General features: G+C 55.7%; 17 protein-coding genes. 7 read left to right on the top strand and 10 right to left on the bottom strand.

What is annotated here, in order from left to right; all coding sequences use genetic code 11:
• The first annotated feature begins 54 nt into the window (after nt 1-54).
• On the top strand, nt 55-447 hold the full coding sequence (gene mutT / locus ABLV17_RS14605; protein ID WP_213794604.1) for an 8-oxo-dGTP diphosphatase MutT: 393 nt from the start codon (nt 55-57) through the stop codon (nt 445-447).
• Nucleotides 448-514: 67 nt separating this feature from the next.
• Here the strand turns inward: mutT and yacG are convergent, their stop codons facing one another.
• The 3 genes from yacG to coaE are packed head-to-tail and all read right to left on the bottom strand — an operon-like array spanning nt 515 to nt 2,082.
• Complete coding sequence (yacG, locus tag ABLV17_RS14600) at nt 515-709, bottom strand: DNA gyrase inhibitor YacG (RefSeq protein WP_015368237.1); 195 nt, start codon at nt 707-709, stop codon at nt 515-517.
• Between the two features lie 9 nt (nt 710-718).
• Entirely contained in the window at nt 719-1,462 is a 744-nt protein-coding gene (gene zapD, locus ABLV17_RS14595) for a cell division protein ZapD (RefSeq protein WP_087860882.1), read from the bottom strand.
• On the bottom strand, nt 1,462-2,082 hold the full coding sequence (gene coaE / locus ABLV17_RS14590) for a dephospho-CoA kinase (protein ID WP_271031933.1): 621 nt from the start codon (nt 2,080-2,082) through the stop codon (nt 1,462-1,464). The genes zapD and coaE overlap by 1 nt, the downstream gene beginning before the upstream one ends.
• 337 nt (nt 2,083-2,419) lie before the next feature.
• Between coaE and ABLV17_RS14585 the strand changes: the two genes are divergently transcribed.
• Nucleotides 2,420-3,463, top strand: a complete 1,044-nt coding sequence (locus ABLV17_RS14585) for a GMP reductase (protein WP_015368234.1) — start codon at nt 2,420-2,422, stop codon at nt 3,461-3,463.
• 30 nt (nt 3,464-3,493) lie between these two features.
• Here the strand turns inward: ABLV17_RS14585 and hofC are convergent, their stop codons facing one another.
• The 4 genes from hofC to nadC all read right to left on the bottom strand — a co-directional run bounded on the left by hofC (nt 3,494) and on the right by nadC (nt 7,590).
• Nucleotides 3,494-4,699: a protein transport protein HofC gene (gene hofC, locus ABLV17_RS14580; protein ID WP_348854344.1), complete on the bottom strand. Its 1,206-nt coding sequence runs from the start codon at nt 4,697-4,699 to the stop codon at nt 3,494-3,496.
• Nucleotides 4,689-6,074: a type II secretion system protein GspE gene (gspE, locus tag ABLV17_RS14575; RefSeq protein ID WP_113374417.1), complete on the bottom strand. Its 1,386-nt coding sequence runs from the start codon at nt 6,072-6,074 to the stop codon at nt 4,689-4,691. The genes hofC and gspE overlap by 11 nt, the downstream gene beginning before the upstream one ends.
• Before the next feature lie 10 nt (nt 6,075-6,084).
• The gene (gene ppdD / locus ABLV17_RS14570) at nt 6,085-6,516 is read right to left on the bottom strand and encodes a prepilin peptidase-dependent pilin (RefSeq protein ID WP_087860878.1); all 432 of its coding nucleotides are present in this window, start codon (nt 6,514-6,516) and stop codon (nt 6,085-6,087) included.
• A 180-nt stretch (nt 6,517-6,696) separates the two neighbouring features.
• Nucleotides 6,697-7,590, bottom strand: a complete 894-nt coding sequence (gene nadC / locus ABLV17_RS14565; protein ID WP_015368230.1) for a carboxylating nicotinate-nucleotide diphosphorylase — start codon at nt 7,588-7,590, stop codon at nt 6,697-6,699.
• 137 nt (nt 7,591-7,727) lie between these two features.
• Between nadC and ampD the strand changes: the two genes are divergently transcribed.
• Both ampD and ampE read left to right on the top strand, forming a co-directional pair.
• Entirely contained in the window at nt 7,728-8,291 is a 564-nt protein-coding gene (ampD, locus tag ABLV17_RS14560; protein WP_308958823.1) for a 1,6-anhydro-N-acetylmuramyl-L-alanine amidase AmpD, read from the top strand.
• On the top strand, nt 8,288-9,142 hold the full coding sequence (gene ampE, locus ABLV17_RS14555) for a beta-lactamase regulator AmpE (protein WP_087860876.1): 855 nt from the start codon (nt 8,288-8,290) through the stop codon (nt 9,140-9,142). The genes ampD and ampE overlap by 4 nt, the downstream gene beginning before the upstream one ends.
• A gap of 76 nt (nt 9,143-9,218) precedes the next feature.
• Here the strand turns inward: ampE and ABLV17_RS14550 are convergent, their stop codons facing one another.
• From ABLV17_RS14550 to aroP, 3 genes are all read right to left on the bottom strand, one after another.
• A complete protein-coding gene (locus ABLV17_RS14550) occupies nt 9,219-10,175 on the bottom strand; it encodes a family 43 glycosylhydrolase (protein WP_348854343.1) in 957 nt (318 codons plus the stop codon).
• Nucleotides 10,175-11,581 carry an MFS transporter gene (locus ABLV17_RS14545; RefSeq protein ID WP_015368226.1) on the bottom strand — a complete coding sequence of 469 codons (1,407 nt, stop codon included), beginning with the start codon at nt 11,579-11,581 and terminating at the stop codon, nt 10,175-10,177. Before ABLV17_RS14545 ends, ABLV17_RS14550 begins: the two co-directional genes overlap by 1 nt.
• A gap of 171 nt (nt 11,582-11,752) precedes the next feature.
• Nucleotides 11,753-13,126, bottom strand: a complete 1,374-nt coding sequence (gene aroP / locus ABLV17_RS14540) for an aromatic amino acid transporter AroP (RefSeq protein WP_183269049.1) — start codon at nt 13,124-13,126, stop codon at nt 11,753-11,755.
• 645 nt (nt 13,127-13,771) lie between these two features.
• Here aroP and pdhR point away from each other — a divergent pair.
• From pdhR to ABLV17_RS14525, 3 genes are all read left to right on the top strand, one after another.
• The gene (pdhR, locus tag ABLV17_RS14535; protein WP_015368223.1) at nt 13,772-14,551 is read left to right on the top strand and encodes a pyruvate dehydrogenase complex transcriptional repressor PdhR; all 780 of its coding nucleotides are present in this window, start codon (nt 13,772-13,774) and stop codon (nt 14,549-14,551) included.
• A 140-nt stretch (nt 14,552-14,691) separates the two neighbouring features.
• The gene (gene aceE, locus ABLV17_RS14530) at nt 14,692-17,355 is read left to right on the top strand and encodes a pyruvate dehydrogenase (acetyl-transferring), homodimeric type (protein ID WP_015368222.1); all 2,664 of its coding nucleotides are present in this window, start codon (nt 14,692-14,694) and stop codon (nt 17,353-17,355) included.
• Nucleotides 17,356-17,369: 14 nt separating this feature from the next.
• Nucleotides 17,370-17,841 (top strand): biotin/lipoyl-containing protein (locus ABLV17_RS14525; protein ID WP_348854342.1); only part of this gene is annotated, 472 nt, incomplete at its 3' end.

Raw genomic sequence — 17,841 nt, 5'->3', positions numbered from 1 at the left:
ATAAAAAGCAAACCAGGGCGCAGATTTCTGCGCCTTTTTTATGGAGCTGATTCAATGAAAAAACTGCAAATCGCCGTCGGGATAATTCGCAATCCGCAAGGCGAAATATTTATTACCCAGCGTGCCGCAGACGCGCATATGGCTAATAAACTGGAATTCCCCGGCGGCAAAATAGAATCAGGTGAAACGCCGGAACAGGCGCTGATACGTGAACTGCAGGAAGAGGTCGGGATTACGGTGACGACGTCTGCGTTGTTCGACAAACTGGAGTATCAGTTCCCTGACCGCCATATCACGCTATGGTTCTTCCTGGTGGAAAACTGGCAAGGCGAGCCGTGGGGCAAAGAAGGACAACCGGGGCAGTGGATGGCGCAGCAGGCGCTGGATCCGCAGGCATTTCCGCCGGCGAACGAGCCGATAATCAATAAACTTATTACGCTTGCCTGAGCGCCGGGCAACCCGGCGCCTGCCTGAAACGCTAATCCGGATCGTCCCGGGTTAGCGATAGGGAAGGTTACTGCTGCGGCTCGCTCCAGTCATCGCTGTCGGACAAGTCGCCGGAACTGGGTATACGTTTCTCTTCCGCCGCCCACTCGCCAAGATCGATAAGCTGGCAGCGTTTCGAGCAAAACGGGCGAAACGGGCTTTGCTCGCTCCAGACGACGTTTTTACCGCAGGTTGGGCAGTTAACGATAGTCTCTTCTGACATAGTGTCTCCTTAGCAACAAGCCAGTTCAAAATCAAAGCGTTCCGGCACGATGCCATGCTCGCTGTCCAGTGGCAGGAAACGGATAGCAAAGCGGCTTTTATGGCCGGAAATTTGCGGATACAACTGGCTTGCGAGATCCAGGCGCAGGCGCAGCAGATCGGCATCGTCGCCGTTATCCTGATAAAAACCATTGAGGCTGGTTTGCTTACGGAAAGGCGCGGAGTTACGAATCAAATCAAGGATCAGCTCCAGCGACTGCATCAGCGGCGTCAGGCTCGCTAACCATCTCGCCACCTGCTCATCACGATACTCTTGCGGCATATGCAGCCAGATATGCAGCGTTGGTAAATCAAAGCCGCAACAGCCTCCAGGGATGCTCAGACGCTGGCGCACCAGGCCAATCAGCCGATCTTCACGAAGAAACTGGCCAATGCGCGGAGCGGAGATCAAGGTGCTGCCGGACTGTTTAAGCTGCTGACGTAGGGCTTCAATACGCTGCTGGTCGACGCCGGGCACTTCGGCCCAGGTTTGTAATTTCCGCTGTTGTCGCTCCAGCTCTTTCAGCAGATCGGTACGCACTTCACCGCGTTCCAGCACATCCAGTAGATCGCCGGTATTGCGGAAAAAATGGAGGGCGTCCGCATAGCTGGCGATGGTGGGGCGAGAAGAGAGCTGCTGAAATAAAAATTCAATGCGCAGCCAGGTGCGCATTTTCTCATTGAGCGGATGTTCGAAGAGAACAGGGGTATGCATTACGGTTTTTCCTGTGAGGCGGCCTGCGATGCCAGCATTAAATACTTTTCGTGCAGGCGGGCGACGTGGGATGCGACGGCATCCGCGGAGCCCATGTTTTCAATAACATCATCCGCTGCGGCAAGACGCTGTTCGCGTGTCGCCTGGGCGGCAAGAATATGTTCAGCGTGTTCGCGACTGACCCCATCGCGGCGCATGGTGCGCTCGATTTGCGTCTCTTTCGGCACATCGACAACCAGTATGCGATCGGCTTTATCGGTCAGGCGGTTTTCGACCAGCAAGGGTACGACCCAGAGGAGATAAGGTGAGGTTGAGGCCTGCATCTGACGGCGCGTTTCTTGCTGAATCAGCGGATGCAGCAGCGCGTTAAGCCAGACCTTGTCCTCGCTATGAGCAAAAATGCGTTCGCGTAAGCGGCGGCGATTCAGGCTGCCATCGTCGTTGATCATCTGCGGACCAAATCTTTCGGCAATGGCGAGCAGGGCAGGTGTACCGGGCTCTACAACCTGACGCGCAATAATATCGGCGTCGATGACGGTTACGCCCAGGTGAGCAAACTCGTCGGCGACGGTACTTTTACCGCTACCGATGCCGCCTGTTAACGCTACCGTATACCCCATACACTTCAATCCCGATGTCACATTATTGTTCAAAACCCTGGCGATTCACCGCGCCCGTCAGGCGCCGGGGATAGCTTAATCGAGATTTTGCTAAATCGAAAAAGTATCCATTATGTGAATCGTTACTTTCTTTATATATGAAAATCAATTGGTTAAAAATGATGCACTGGTAAGGAAAGCACACGAGCGTGTTTTTCGCTATTCACCAGGTAAATTTAAACGATTGTAGCGTAAAAAAAGTGAAAATCGCAGTCTTGCGCGGCTATGATTCGTGCGTATGATAGCGTCACTGGAGTTGTGCTCTCACATTAATGCAATTAACCCCAGGAATTCGCACATGCGTATTGAAGAAGATCTGAAGCTAGGTTTTAAAGACGTTCTTATCCGCCCGAAGCGCTCTACCCTCAAAAGCCGTTCTGATGTTCAGCTGGAACGTGAATTCACCTTTAAGCATTCAGGCCAGACCTGGTCCGGCGTACCGATTATTGCTGCTAACATGGATACCGTCGGCACCTTCAGCATGGCGAAAGCCCTGTCCGCTTTTGGAATTCTGACCGCCGTGCACAAGCACTACAGCGTTGAAGAATGGCAGGCGTTTGTGCAGAGCGAATCCGCAGAAGTGCTGCAGCATGTGATGGTGTCCACCGGCACCTCTGACGCGGACTTTGAAAAAACTCAGCAGATCCTGACCCAGAATCCACAGCTGAACTTTGTCTGCATCGACGTGGCTAACGGCTACTCTGAACACTTTGTTCAGTTCGTGGCGAAAGCACGCGCCGCCTGGCCGCAAAAAACCATTATTGCCGGCAACGTAGTGACCGGTGAGATGTGTGAAGAACTGATTCTTTCCGGCGCTGATATCGTTAAAGTCGGCATCGGCCCAGGTTCCGTCTGTACTACCCGCGTGAAAACCGGCGTTGGCTATCCGCAGCTGTCTGCGGTGATTGAGTGCGCTGATGCCGCGCACGGTCTCGGCGGCCAGATCATCAGCGATGGCGGCTGCACCATGCCGGGCGATGTCGCGAAAGCTTTTGGCGGCGGCGCCGATTTCGTGATGCTCGGCGGGATGCTGGCGGGCCACGAGGAGAGCGGCGGTACCGTGGTTGAAGAGAACGGTGAAAAATTCATGCTGTTTTACGGTATGAGCTCTGAGTCGGCGATGACACGCCACGTCGGCGGCGTCGCGAAGTACCGCGCGGCGGAAGGTAAAACCGTCAAGCTGCCGCTGCGCGGCCCGGTGGATAATACCGCGCGTGATATCCTCGGCGGCCTGCGTTCAGCATGCACCTATGTCGGGGCTTCTCGCCTGAAAGAGCTGACTAAACGTACAACCTTTATCCGCGTACAGGAACAAGAGAACCGCGTGTTCAACAGCCTGTAATGACGTTGGCTGGCGCTCTGGCGCCAGCCATTAACTCCCCATTGTGCCCAGCGCATCCCCCAGATGAAAAACAGGTAGGTACATCGCTACCACCAGCACGCCGACGATCGTTCCGGTCACCACCAGCAGTATTGGCTCCAGCAGCGTCGCCAGATTATCCGCTTGTTGATGAGTTTGCTCGCTATGATGGCGCGCCAGGTTATCGAGCATCGTATCCAACGCTCCCGATGCCTCGCCGGTACGAATGAGCTGCAGGCACAGCGAGGTGAATCCGCCGCAATTCGTCAGCGCCTGCCAGATTGGATTGCCGTGGATGATATCTGCGCGCGCCTGTGCAATCCGCTTCCGCCATAGCGGGCAGCTCACAGTTTCCTCGACGCTCTCCAGCCCCTGGACAAAGCTTATGCCCGCGCTTTGGGTCAGTGAAAGAATGGTAAATATCTGGCTCAGTTGCTGGCCGTTGATCAGCCGACCGGCAATCGGAATCGCGTGTAATAATCTTTGCCTTAACAGCAGCCAGCGTGGCCGACGCCGGGCCAATCGGTTGAGAAATAGCGGAATAGCAAAAAGAGGCGGCAGCAACGGCCAGTAGCGGGCCAACGCATTGCCGATGTGAATGACCATTTGCGTCAGCAGGGGAAGCGGCGTGTTGAAGGTCCGATAGATGGCGGTAAATTCCGGCAGAACGAAAAACAGCATCGCCACGACCAGCGTCAGCGCTAATATCAGGATAATGAACGGATAGCGCAGCGCCTTCTTTACCTTTTCTGTCAGACGCTGCTGTTCCTGCTGTTGTCGCGCGAGCTGAAAGCAGCAGCGTTCCAGCTTACCGGTGAGCTCGCCGGTGCGGATCATCGCCAGATAGAGCGGAGGGAAGACCTGCGGCCATTGCGCCAGGGCGCTGGAAAGAGATACGCCCTGCACCAGTTCCTGCGCCAGCATTCGCAGTAGCGCCTGCCACTGTTTGTGCGGCTGTTGTTGGGCCAGCAGCTCAAGCCCTTCGGCCAGCGGTAAACCAGCCTGCAGCAGCGTGGCAAGCTGGTGTATAACCTCGCTGCTATAGCGCGGACGCCATAGCGAACCCTGTACCGTCTGGCGGCGCAGCGTCAGCAGCAGTATCTGCTGCTGTTCCAGTGATGCCAGCGCCTGCGCGCGCGTTTCTTGCCACAGGGCGCCCTCGCACGGCATTCCTTGCTTATTCATCCCCCGCCACTGCCAAAGCTGCTTAGTCGCCATGCTGGATCCCCAGCACTCGGATAATCTCTTCAAGAGTGGTTAATCCACGCTCCACCGCTTCACAACCGCTTTCAAACAGCGTCATCATGCCGGCTTCGCGGGCCAGCGTTTCGATTTCCGCCGCGCTGAGATCGCAATTAATGGCCTGACGTAGCGCGCTATCCACCGGCAGCAGTTCGAATAAGGCCAGGCGGCCGTAGTAACCGTGGTAGCACTGTGGGCAGCCAACCGCCAGCCAGCCGGGCAATGGGCGTGGCCAAAGACTGTGCGGCACCTCGGTAGGGCGGCCTCCATCGCGCCGGCAGTGGGGGCACAGTTTTCGCACCAGCCGCTGGGCGACCACCAGCGAGAGCGCCGAGGAGATCATCCAGCGCGCTACGCCCATTTGTTGCAGGCGAATCAACGTTTCGCTGGTGGAGTTAGTATGCAATGTAGAGAGCACCAGATGCCCGGTCTGTGCGGCTTTAATGGCGATTTCCGCGGTTTCGGCATCGCGAATTTCTCCGACCATGACGATGTCCGGATCCTGACGCAGCAGCGCCCGCAGGACGCTCTGGAAGGTAAGCCCGGATCGCGGGTTGATCTGCGTTTGGTTGAGCCCGGTAAGCGGGATCTCCAGCGGATCTTCCACGCTGCAGATATTGACCTCTTCGCGGTTTCGCGCCTGCAGCGCGCTATACAGAGTGACGGTTTTGCCGCTCCCCGTAGGCCCGGTGACCAGTAGCAACCCCTGCGGCTGGTTCAATGCGGCGCGGAAAAAAGCAAGCTGACGAGAGGAGAGCCCCAGAGCTTCCAGATCCAGCGCCTGCTCCACCTGGTGTAATAAACGCAGGACGATTTTTTCCCCGCCGCGGCAGGGGAGGGTTGCAATGCGAAAGGAGACCGTGCGCCCGGCCAGCGTCAGAGTGAACTGTCCATCCTGCGGCAGACGATGCTCGGCAATATCGAGGTTGCCCAGCACCTTAAGCCGTGCGGTCATTGGCGCAGCCAGCGCGGCCTCAAGTCGCGGTAGGGCATGCAACACGCCATCGACGCGCAGGCGTATCCGCAGCTGATTTTCCGCCGGCTCAATATGGATATCAGAGGCACGCTGGCGCAGCGCCTGCTCCAGAATTTGATTCAGTAGATCGGTTACGCCCTGGGTGTTACCCGTGGCGGACTTTGATGCTGACTGTTGCGCCTCATGCTGACGCTTATCCATCCGCTCCTGGCTCCAGCATTCAATATCGATGCGCTTTTGGGTAGCGAAGCGCAGCGCTTCCATCAGTTCTGGCGCCGGCGCATCCACGACGGCGATAACAATGGTCTGCTCATCGCTCTTCAACAACAGCGCGTGATGGCGCTGACAGAGTGAGAGTAGCTGTTCGGTTTTCATGGCTGTCACCTCAGTTAAAGCGGAAGACATCTTCGCAGGCCTGCTTTAACGCGCTGTCATCGCTGATGGCGCAGACGCGCTGCCAGCCGGTGATACCGTTGGCGTTATCCCAGGAAGGGGTCAGGGTGACGGCCAGCCCGTTCAGGCTCTCCTGGCCGGTCAGGGTGACCACGCCTTGGGCGACGCTCATCGCCGATACATAGCGGGTGGTCGTTGGTGAGGGGATACCGTTGCTGCCGCCATCACAGCTGGATAGCCCGCCGTGGTCCAACGCGCACAGCTCTATTGCCGTGCGGTAGGGCACAAAGGTTTGCAGCATATCGGTGAGGGCGGCTTTGCGCAGGTAATTCTGGTAGGCGGGGATGCCGATGGCGCTGAGGATGGCGATAATGCCGATAACCACCATTAATTCGATCAGGGTAAAACCACGTTGCTTATCCATAAGTCACTCCTTGTTCGTTGTGGGGTGACTTTGGCGCGATTACGTCGCGGCGGCGAGGAGGAAAAATACGCTTAGGATGAAGGCATCCAGCTTTTCGGTAGCGCTTTCAAAGATGCACGGTAAGCGTGCGAGGCGTCTCGCAAAAATAGCCCCGATACCCGGCGGATATCGGGGAGAGAATTAACGAAAACGCATGGACAGGTCGAGGGCCCGTACGTGCTTAGTGAGTGCGCCGACGGAAATATAGTCAACGCCAGTTTCCGCGAATTCGCGAATGGTATCGAAGGTAACGTTGCCGGAGACTTCCAGCGCCGCCTGGCCGTTGGTACGTTTTACCGCCTCGCGCATCAGGTCGGTGGTGAAATTGTCGAGCATGATGATATCAGCGCCGGCCTTTAACGCTTCGTCCAGTTCATCCAGCGTTTCGACTTCGACTTCCACCGGTACGTCCGGGTGCAGCCAGAAGGCTTTTTCCACCGCCTGACGTACCGAACCGGAGGCAATGATGTGGTTTTCTTTGATCAGGAAGGCGTCGAAAAGGCCCAGACGGTGGTTCGCGCCGCCGCCGCACAGTACCGCGTACTTCAACGCGGTGCGCAGGCCGGGTAACGTTTTACGCGTATCAAGCAGTTGCGTTTTGGTGCCTTTGAGCAGGTCGACGTAGCGGCGCACTTCGCTTGCTACCCCGGAGAGGGTCTGCACGAAATTTAGCGCGGTGCGTTCGCCGGTTAGCAGCACCCGCGACGGCCCGTCCAGTTCGAACAGCGGCTGATCGGCTTTTACCGTATCGCCGTCAGCCACGTGCCAGGTGATGCTGACATCGTCGCCGGCAAGCTGAATGAAAACTTCTTCTACCCAACGCTTACCGCAGAATACCCCATCTTCGCGGGTGATAACGACGGCGTGAGAGCGCGCGTCCGACGGCAATAGTTGCGCGCTAATATCGTTGTTAGCGTCAACTTCGCCGCCCAGATCTTCGCGTAGTGATTGCGCGACGGCGTCGGTAATATCGAGATTAATACGTTCCAGCAGCGCGTCACGGCGGCGGTCGGGGCTGTAGCGACGAGGCGTCATGATAAAGCTCCAGATAGATAAGATTCAGAAGTGGGAAACATGCTAACCTGAACCACGTTTCTGTACCACACATACCCAATGGATTTCGCGTCGCCTGTGGGGCCGCCGGGATCTACGTTTGCGAAAGGAGATTCCCCATGCAGTTGAATGGCGGATGGCTGGTGGGCGCGCGTCGGGTGCCTTCGCCGCATCACGATTGCCGCCCGGACGATGAAAACCCTTCTTTACTGGTGGTACACAATATCAGCCTGCCGCCGGGGGAGTTTGGCGGCCCGTGGATTGACGCGCTATTTACCGGTACGTTGGATGCCGACGCGCATCCTTACTTCGCCGGGATTGCTCATCTGCGCGTTTCGGCGCATTGTCTGATTCGCCGCGATGGCGAAATAGTCCAATATGTGCCCTTTGATAAGCGCGCATGGCATGCGGGCGTCTCCAGCTATCACGGCCGCGAGCGCTGCAATGATTTTTCGATCGGCATTGAGCTGGAAGGGACGGATACTCAGGCCTACACCGAGGCGCAGTACCAGCAGCTAGTGGCGATTACCCAAGCGCTTATCCAGCGTTATCCTGGTATTGCTGATAATATTACCGGCCATTGCGATATCGCGCCGGTACGCAAAACGGATCCCGGCCCGGCCTTTGATTGGGCAAAATACCGCGGTATGTTGGCCGCATCGTCACATAAGGAGATACCATGACGTTGTTTACTACGCTGCTGGTTCTCATCGCCGAGCGTCTGTTCAAGCTTGGCGAGCACTGGCAGCTCGATCATCGCCTGGAGGTACTGTTCCGCCGCGTGAAGCATTTCTCGCTGTTCGGCACCGTGCTGATGACCGTCGTCGCGGTGGCGGTGGTATATGTTATTCAACGCCTGCTACAGGGGCAGCTATTTAACGTACCGCTGCTGGTGTTCTGGATTTTGCTTGGCCTGCTGTGTATCGGCGCGGGTAAGGTGCGCCTGCATTATCATGCCTATCTGAAGGCGGCGGCGAACAACGATAGCCACGCCTGCGATTCGATGGCCAGCGAGCTAACGCTTATTCACGGCGTGCCGCCGGGCTGCGATCGTCAGGAATATCTTCGCGAGCTGCAAAACGCGCTGCTATGGATTAACTATCGCTACTATCTGGCGCCGTTGTTCTGGCTGGTGGTCGGCGGCCCGTGGGGGTTATTGACGCTGACGGCCTATTGCGTCCTGCGCGCCTGGCAGACCTGGCTTGCGCGCTATCAGACGCCGCGCCATCGTTTACAGTCCGGCATTGACGGTATTCTGCATATTGTCGATTGGGTGCCGGTGCGGTTGGTTGGCGTGGTATACGCGCTGCTGGGACACGGCGAAAAAGCGCTGCCGGCGTGGTTTGCCTCGCTAGGCGACCGTCACTCTTCGCAGTATCAGGTATTAACTCGTCTGGCCCAGTTCTCGCTGGCCCGCGAGCCGCACGTCGATGCGGTTGAGACGCCAAAAGCGGCGGTTTCCATGGCGAAGAAAACCTCGCTGGTGGTGGTGGTGATTATGGCGCTGCTGACCATCTACGGGACTTTGATTTAACAGCCCGAAGCCAGGCGCTGCTGGGCTTGGCGCACTCATGTCGCCGGATGGCGCTGCGCTTATCCGGCCTACGGTCCTATAACCGTAGCGAGTCAGCGGGCGGGATGCCGAAGTCGGGCATCCCGTTTTCTTGCCAGCGTACCAGCTTTAGCCGGGTATGACGGTTAGGATCGTACAGCGGGTCGCCTTCAATTTCGGTGTAGTTGCGCGCGTGGTACACCAGCACATCTTCCCCCTGCGGCGTTTGCGTAAAGCTATTGTGGCCGGGACCATACTGGCGGTTTTCATAGCTGGTGCGAAATACCGGCTGCGGGGATTTATGCCAGTTTTCAGCCACCAGCGGGTCGGCTTCACGGTCGATCCATAATAATCCCATGCAGTAGTTTTCATCGGTCGCGCTGGCGGAATAGCTGATAAACAGCTTATCGCCGTGTACCAGCACCGCAGGCCCCTCATTGACCATAAATCCCCGGCATTCCCAGGCGAACTCCGGCTTGCTCAGCATGAGCGGCGCGCCTTTTAGCGTCCACGGGTTTTCCAGCTCCGCCAGATAGAGATTGCTATTGCCGGCGATCTGCGGGTCTTTCTGCGCCCATAAATACCAGCGTTTCCCTTGATGGCTGAAGGTGGTGGCGTCGAGGGCAAAGGTATCGAACGGGGTGATAATTTGCCCTTTTTCATGCCAACGGCCGCTGAGCGGATCGCTGTCTGTACACTCAAGGGCAAACATCCGGTGCTGGAACATCCCCTGGGCGTCGAGGTCATGGGTCGGGGCGGCGGCGAAATAGATATACCACTTGCCGTCGATGTGGTGGAGCTCCGGCGCCCAAATCAGCTGGCTCATCGGCCCGCTTTGCGGCTTGCGCCAGACGGTCACCGGCTCGGCTTCACGCAGGCCTTCCAGCGTGGAGGCGCGGCGAATCTCCAGCCGATCATATTCCGGTACGGAGGCAATAAAATAGTAGTGGTCGTGATGGCGCAGGATAAAAGGGTCCGCGCGTTGTTCAATAAAGGGGTTAGGCCAGTTGTTCATCAGGCTTTCCTTACGTGTTCACTGGTTTTCAATTCCTGGAGTTCATTCAGTTCGCTGTAGTTACTGCGGCGCTTTTCCAAATCACTCTGGATTTGGCGCATCAGATCACGGTCAACTTTCAGTAGGCGTACGACGCCTGCGGTAATCAGGTAGCCAACGCCGGGGATCACTGAGAACAGCAGCACGATACCATTTAGCGCCGAGGCGCTTTGCTGCTTCGCGCCGGCATCGTAGCCGTACCACGACAGCAGGAAACCCACCATAGCCCCGGCGACCGCCAGCCCAACTTTCAGGAAGAACAGGTTGCCGGAGAAGCTGATGCCGGTGATCCGTTTACCGGTTTTCCACTCGCCGTAGTCATCAACGTCGGACATCAGCGACCAGTGCAGCGGCGACGGGATTTGATGCAGGATATTGAGCAGGAAGTAGAGCACCAGAATCAGCGTCGTGGCATGCGGATTAAAGAAGTAGAACGCGCAGGAGAAGACCGCCAGTACAATGTTGGTCCAGAAAAAGACCTGCAGTTTACACCAGCGGTCGGTCAGCACTTTCGCCAGCATGCTGCCGATCATCATGCCGACCACGCCAAGGCTGATAAACAGAGTGGCGAAGTGGGTGCTTTGCCCCATCACCCAGGTGACGTAGTACATGGTGGCGGCCATGCGGATAAAGCCGGGGCAAACGTTGCACAGGGTTAAGAGCAAAATGCGAACCCACTGGTCGTTTTTCCACACATCTTTGAGGTCTTTTTTCAGCTCGTCGTTGGTTTGGACCGCCGGGCGGATGCGCTCGCGTACGGTGGCGAAGCAGAACAAAAACATACACATGCCGATGAACGCCAATACGGTCATCGCCATTTGATAACCTTTGGCTTTATCAGCGCCGCCGAACCACTCCGCCATAGGCAGCAGAGTCAGCGAGAGCAGAAGCGTCGCGATACCGACCAGCACAAAGCGGTATGACTGGCAGGCGACACGTTCTTGTGGGTCGGATGTCATCACTGTCCCCAAAGAGCAGTAGGGGATATTTATCGCGGTATAGGTTATCGACAGCAGGAAGTAGGTGACGAAGGCATAGATAACCTTGCTGTTGTAGGTCCATTCCGGGGTGGTGAACATCAGTACGCTGAACAGGGCGTAGGGGAAGGCCATCCACAGCAGCCATGGGCGAAAGCGGCCATATTTACTGCGGGTGCGGTCGGCCATCGCTCCCATGATCGGGTCGGTGACGGCATCGATGACGCGCACCGAAAGCAGCAGCACCCCAACCAGCGCCGGCGCAAGACCAAAAATATCCGTATAAAAGTAGTTAACGAACAACATGATGGCGCCAAAGATAATGTTACATCCGGCGTCGCCCATCCCGTAGCCAATCTTTTCTTTCAGCGAAAGTGTATTGCCTGTCATCCTGGAACTCTCCATTGCAGTCTGGAGAGAATTATTGGTCTTAGCGTCGGGAATTACGTTGCAGTAATCCGTCATCGATATGGAGAAAACTGTTACAGGAAGGAAAGTGTGAAGCAGATAACAATGCGCCGTGCCCGTCGGTAAAGGACGGACACGGCGTGACGAGATATATTATTGTGCTTTTACGACGCCGGCGCTTTTCTGTTTAAACAGATAGCCAACGCCGAGAACGGCAATCCATACCGGTATCAGCCACACCGAAATCGCCATCCCCGGGGTCATCAGCATGATGGCCAGTACCGCGACCATAAATAGCAGGCATACCCAGTTACCCAGCGGGTAGAACAGCGCTGGGAAACGCGTTTTCACGCCTTCCTGCTGCTTAGCGCGACGGAATTTGATGTGCGCGAGGCTAATCATCGCCCAGTTAATTACCAGCGCGGAGACCACCAGCGCCATCAGCAGTCCGAACGCCGATTCCGGCGCCAGGTAGTTGATCAGCACGCACAGCGCGGTGACTACGGCGGACACCAGAATGGTGTTGACCGGTACGCCGCGTTTATCGAGAGTCAGCAGCGCTTTCGGCGCATTACCCTGCTGCGCCAGGCCGAACAGCATACGGCTGTTACAGTACACGCAGCTGTTGTAAACCGAGAGCGCGGCGGTCAGCACCACGATGTTGAGGGCGTTTGCCACCAGCGTGTCGCCGAGTTCGTGGAAGATCAGCACGAACGGGCTGGTATCGGCGGTGACGCGCGTCCACGGCAGCAGCGAGAGCAGCACGGCCAGGGAGCCTACATAGAAAATAAGGATACGGTAGATAACCTGGTTGGTGGCTTTCGGGATGCTCTTTTCCGGGTTGTCCGCTTCTGCCGCGGTGATGCCCACCAGTTCCAGACCGCCGAAGGAGAACATAATGATCGCCATCATCATCACCAGCCCGGTGAAGCCGTGCGGCAGGAAACCGCCCTGATCCCACAAGTTTCTGACCGTCGCCTGCGGGCCGCCGTTGCCGCTGAACAACAGCCAGGCGCCGAACAGAATCATGGCCACTACTGCGACGACTTTAATAATCGCGAACCAGAACTCCATTTCGCCGAACACTTTTACGTTGGTCAGGTTAATGGCGTTAATGGCGATGAAGAAGACCGCCGCGGAGGCCCAGGTAGGGATTTCCGGCCACCAGAACTGGATATATTTGCCCACGGCGGTCAGTTCCGCCATGGCGACAAGCACATACAGCACCCAATAGTTCCAGCCGGAGGCAAAGCCGGCAAAGCCGCCCCAGTATTTATAAGCAAAATGGCTGAATGAACCGGCTACCGGTTCTTCGACGACCATTTCGCCGAGTTGGCGCATGATCAGGAAGGCGATAAACCCGGCGATAGCGTAGCCGAGAATAATACCAGGACCTGCAGATTGAATCACTGACGCACTACCCAGGAATAAGCCCGTACCAATAGCGCCTCCTAGCGCAATGAGCTGTATATGGCGGTTCTTCAAGCCGCGCTTGAGTCGATCGCCATGCTGTTGACCTTCCATCATGAAACCTCGTGTGTGGTTATTATGTTTATACGCTTCATCCTTCAGGTTGCTGCTTTGCTGTCCGTCTCTGCCAAATAGCATAGTTAGCTAATTTCAAGGCGTTTGAGGCCAGTTTTTACCCGAGTGACGCAACGCACACATTGTTGTGTTTGTGTAATTATGAAATTCCATTTTTGTATTGATTTCTTTACGGAAAGCAAAGCGGAAATTCCCTCAAAGACCTTTCGCCTGATGAAGAATAATGGTAAGGGCGTGCGAATGCACCTGCTTTATGAAGGGATGATGACGGAACGAACAAAAAGACACCGTTTGTCATTTTTTCTTACCACCGCCACCGCTACCCTTTATTGGTTATCTATTCACTTTATTGGTTTATAAATGCACTTTTTCGCTTCTTGAATCGGTTCAGAAAGCGTAATTTTTCGTTTATATAAAGTTAATGCTACCCCTTGCTGGGTAAATGTAAGTTTTGTGCAAGGTTACATTTCTGAAACGTTATTTCTGTAAGGTTGTTAAAAAAGGCCAGGTTTACTGATTTCAATCAAAACCTGTATGGACAGGAGGTGAATACTTTGTTACTTTAGCGCTACGAACTTTAAATTGGTAAGACCAATTGACTCCGGGCGAATGGCAGAGACAGGGAATATGGCCTACAGCAAGATCCGCCAACCAAAACTTTCTGATGTGATAGAGCAGCAGCTGGAGTTTCTGATTCTTGAGGGGACGTTGCGCCCCGGTGAAAAACTCCCGCCTGAACGCGAACTGGCAAAACAGTTCGACGTTTCCCGTCCCTCGCTCCGTGAGGCGATTCAACGCCTCGAAGCCAAGGGCCTGTTGCTTCGTCGCCAGGGCGGTGGAACCTTTGTACAAAGCAGCCTGTGGCAGAGCTTTAGCGACCCGTTGGTCGAGCTCCTGTCCGACCACCCTGAATCCCAATTCGATTTGCTGGAAACCCGTCACGCGCTGGAAGGCATCGCGGCTTATTACGCGGCGCTGCGCAGCAATGATGAAGATCGCGACCGTATTCGCGAGCTGCATCAAGCCATTGAGCGGGCCCAACAGTCCGGCGATCTCGACGCCGAATCCGGCGCTGTCGTCCAGTACCAAATCGCCGTCACCGAAGCGGCGCACAATGTGGTGTTACTCCATCTGCTAAGGTGTATGGAGCCGATGCTGGCACAAAACGTTCGTCAGAACTTTGAATTGCTGTATGCCCGCCGGGAAATGCTCCCGTTGGTCAGCAACCATCGTACTCGCATTTTCGAGGCGATAATGGCCGGGGAGCCGGAGCAGGCGCGTGAGGCGTCGCACCGTCACCTGGCGTTCATTGAGGAAATTTTGCTGGATCGTAGCCGTGAACAGAGTCGTAGAGAACGTTCATTGCGTCGTTTACAGCAACGAAAGGACGAGAACTCCGGTTCTTAAGCGCCATTTTTTAGAGCGCGGCAACTAAACGCAGAACCTGTCTTATTGAATTTTTGGTTGTTCATCAGAGTGAAACGCTAAAGAGTTCAATGGGACAGGTTCCAGTTAAATCAACGATTAGATAGATAAGGAATACCCCCATGTCAGAACGTTTCCAGAATGACGTGGATCCGATCGAAACTCGCGACTGGCAACAGGCGATCGAATCGGTCATCCGTGAAGAAGGTGTTGAGCGTGCTCAGTATCTGATCGACCAGCTTCTTTCTGAGGCCCGCAAAGGCGGCGTGAAAGTAGCGGCCGGTGCGGCAGCGCATAATTACGTCAACACTATTGCCGTTGAAGATGAACCGGAATACCCGGGCAATCTGGAGCTGGAACGCCGTATTCGTTCAGCGATCCGTTGGAACGCCATCATGACCGTTCTGCGCGCATCGAAGAAAGATCTGGAGCTGGGTGGCCACATGGCATCCTACCAGTCTTCCGCAACCTTCTACGAAGTCTGCTTCAACCACTTCTTCCGTGCGCGCACTGAGAAAGACGGCGGCGATCTGGTTTACTTCCAGGGCCACATCTCTCCGGGCGTATATGCACGTGCCTTCCTGGAAGGTCGTCTGACTGAAGAGCAGATGAACAACTTCCGTCAGGAAGTTCACGGTAATGGTCTGTCCTCTTATCCGCACCCGAAACTGATGCCGGAATTCTGGCAGTTCCCGACCGTATCGATGGGTCTGGGGCCGTTGGGCGCTATCTATCAGGCTAAATTCCTGAAATATCTGGAACACCGTGGTCTGAAAGACACCTCTGCGCAAACCGTTTACGCCTTCCTGGGCGATGGCGAGATGGATGAGCCGGAATCTAAAGGCGCTATCACCATCGCGACCCGTGAAAAACTGGATAACCTGGTCTTCGTCATCAACTGCAACCTGCAGCGTCTGGACGGCCCGGTCACCGGTAACGGTAAAATCATTAACGAACTGGAAGGCATCTTCGGTGGTGCTGGCTGGAACGTTATCAAGGTTATCTGGGGCGGTCGTTGGGATGAGCTGCTGCGTAAAGACACCAGCGGTAAGCTGATTCAGCTGATGAACGAAACCGTTGACGGCGACTACCAGACCTTCAAATCCAAAGACGGCGCCTACGTTCGTGAGCACTTCTTCGGTAAATATCCGGAAACCGCCGCGCTGGTTGCCGACTGGACTGACGAGCAGATCTGGGCCCTGAACCGTGGCGGTCACGATCCGAAGAAAGTCTACGCTGCACTGAAAAAAGCGCAGGAAACCAAAGGCCAGCCGACCGTGATTCTGGCGCATACCATTAAAGGTTATGGTATGGGCGACACCGCGGAAGGTAAAAACATCGCGCACCAGGTTAAGAAAATGAACATGGACGGCGTTCGCTACGTCCGCGATCGTTTCAACGTGCCGGTGGCTGATGCCGATATCGAAAAACTGCCGTACGTGACCTTCCCGGAAGGTTCCGAAGAGCACACTTACCTGCACGCTCAACGTGAAAAGCTGAACGGCTACCTGCCGACTCGTCAGCCGAAATTCACTGAGAAACTGGAGCTGCCGACCCTGGCCGACTTCAGCGCGCTGCTGGAAGAGCAAAACAAAGAAATCTCTACCACTATCGCTTTCGTTCGTGCCCTGAACGTGATGCTGAAGAACAAGTCGATCAAAGATCGTCTGGTGCCGATCATCGCCGATGAAGCGCGTACTTTCGGTATGGAAGGTCTGTTCCGTCAAATCGGTATCTACAGCCCGAACGGCCAGCAGTACACCCCGCAGGACCGTGAGCAGGTTGCATACTACAAAGAAGACGAGAAAGGCCAGATTCTGCAGGAAGGTATTAACGAGCTGGGCGCAGGCGCATCCTGGCTGGCTGCTGCGACCTCCTACAGCACCAACGACCTGCCGATGATTCCGTTCTACATCTACTACTCGATGTTCGGCTTCCAGCGTATCGGCGATCTGTGCTGGGCGGCAGGCGATCAGCAGGCGCGCGGCTTCCTGATCGGTGGTACTTCCGGTCGTACTACGCTGAACGGCGAAGGTCTGCAGCACGAAGATGGTCACAGCCACATTCAGTCGCTGACTATCCCGAACTGTATCTCCTACGACCCGTCTTACGCGTACGAAGTCGCTGTCATCATGCATGACGGTCTGGTACGTATGTACGGCGAAGCGCAAGAGAACGTTTACTACTACATCACTACGCTGAACGAAAACTACCACATGCCGGCCATGCCGGAAGGCGCCGAGGAAGGTATCCGTAAAGGTATCTACAAACTCGAAACCCTCGAAGGTAGCAAAGGTAAAGTTCAGCTGCTGGGCTCCGGTTCTATCCTGCGTCACGTTCGTGAAGCAGCGCAGATCCTGGCGAAAGACTACGGCGTGGGTTCTGACGTGTATAGCGTCACCTCCTTCACCGAACTGGCGCGTGATGGCCAGGATTGCGAACGCTGGAACATGCTGCACCCGCTGGAAACTCCGCGCGTACCGTACATCGCTCAGGTGATGAACGACGCTCCGGCTGTAGCATCCACTGACTATATGAAACTGTTCGCCGAGCAGGTTCGTACTTACGTACCGGCTGATGATTACCGCGTACTGGGTACCGATGGCTTCGGTCGTTCCGACAGCCGTGAAAACCTGCGTCACCACTTCGAAGTCGATGCTTCCTATGTGGTCGTTGCGGCGCTGGGCGAACTGGCTAAACGTGGTGAAATCGATAAGAAAGTCGTGGCTGACGCCATTGCTAAATTCGACATCGATGCAGAAAAAGTTAACCCGCGTCTGGCGTAAGAGGTAAGAGAATAATGGCTATCGAAATCAAAGTACCGGACATCGGGGCTGATGAAGTTGAAATCACCGAGATCCTGGTCAAAGTTGGCGACAAAGTTGAAGCTGAACAGTCGCTGATCACCGTAGAAGGCGACAAGGCCTCTATGGAAGTTCCGTCTCCGCAGGCTGGCGTCGTGAAAGAGATTAAAGTCTCCGTCGGCGACAAAACCGAGACTGGCAAACTGATCATGATTTTCGATTCCGCCGAGGGTGCAGCAGCCGCTGCACCTGCGCAGGAAGAGAAAGCAGCTGCTCCGGCACCGGCAGCAGCGCCGGCGGCAAGCGCAGCGAAAGAAGTTCACGTACCGGATATCGGCGGCGATGAAGTTGAAGTCACCGAGATCATGGTTAAAGTGGGCGACACCATCGCCGCTGAGCAATCCCTGATCACTGTCGAAGGCGACAAAGCTTCTATGGAAGTTCCGGCGCCGTTCGCGGGTACCGTAA

It is taken from the genome of Klebsiella sp. CN_Kp091 (genome assembly GCF_040065095.1).
GTDB lineage: Bacteria > Pseudomonadota > Gammaproteobacteria > Enterobacterales > Enterobacteriaceae > Klebsiella > Klebsiella aerogenes.
This window is presented reverse-complemented; position numbering and strand designations above follow the sequence as displayed.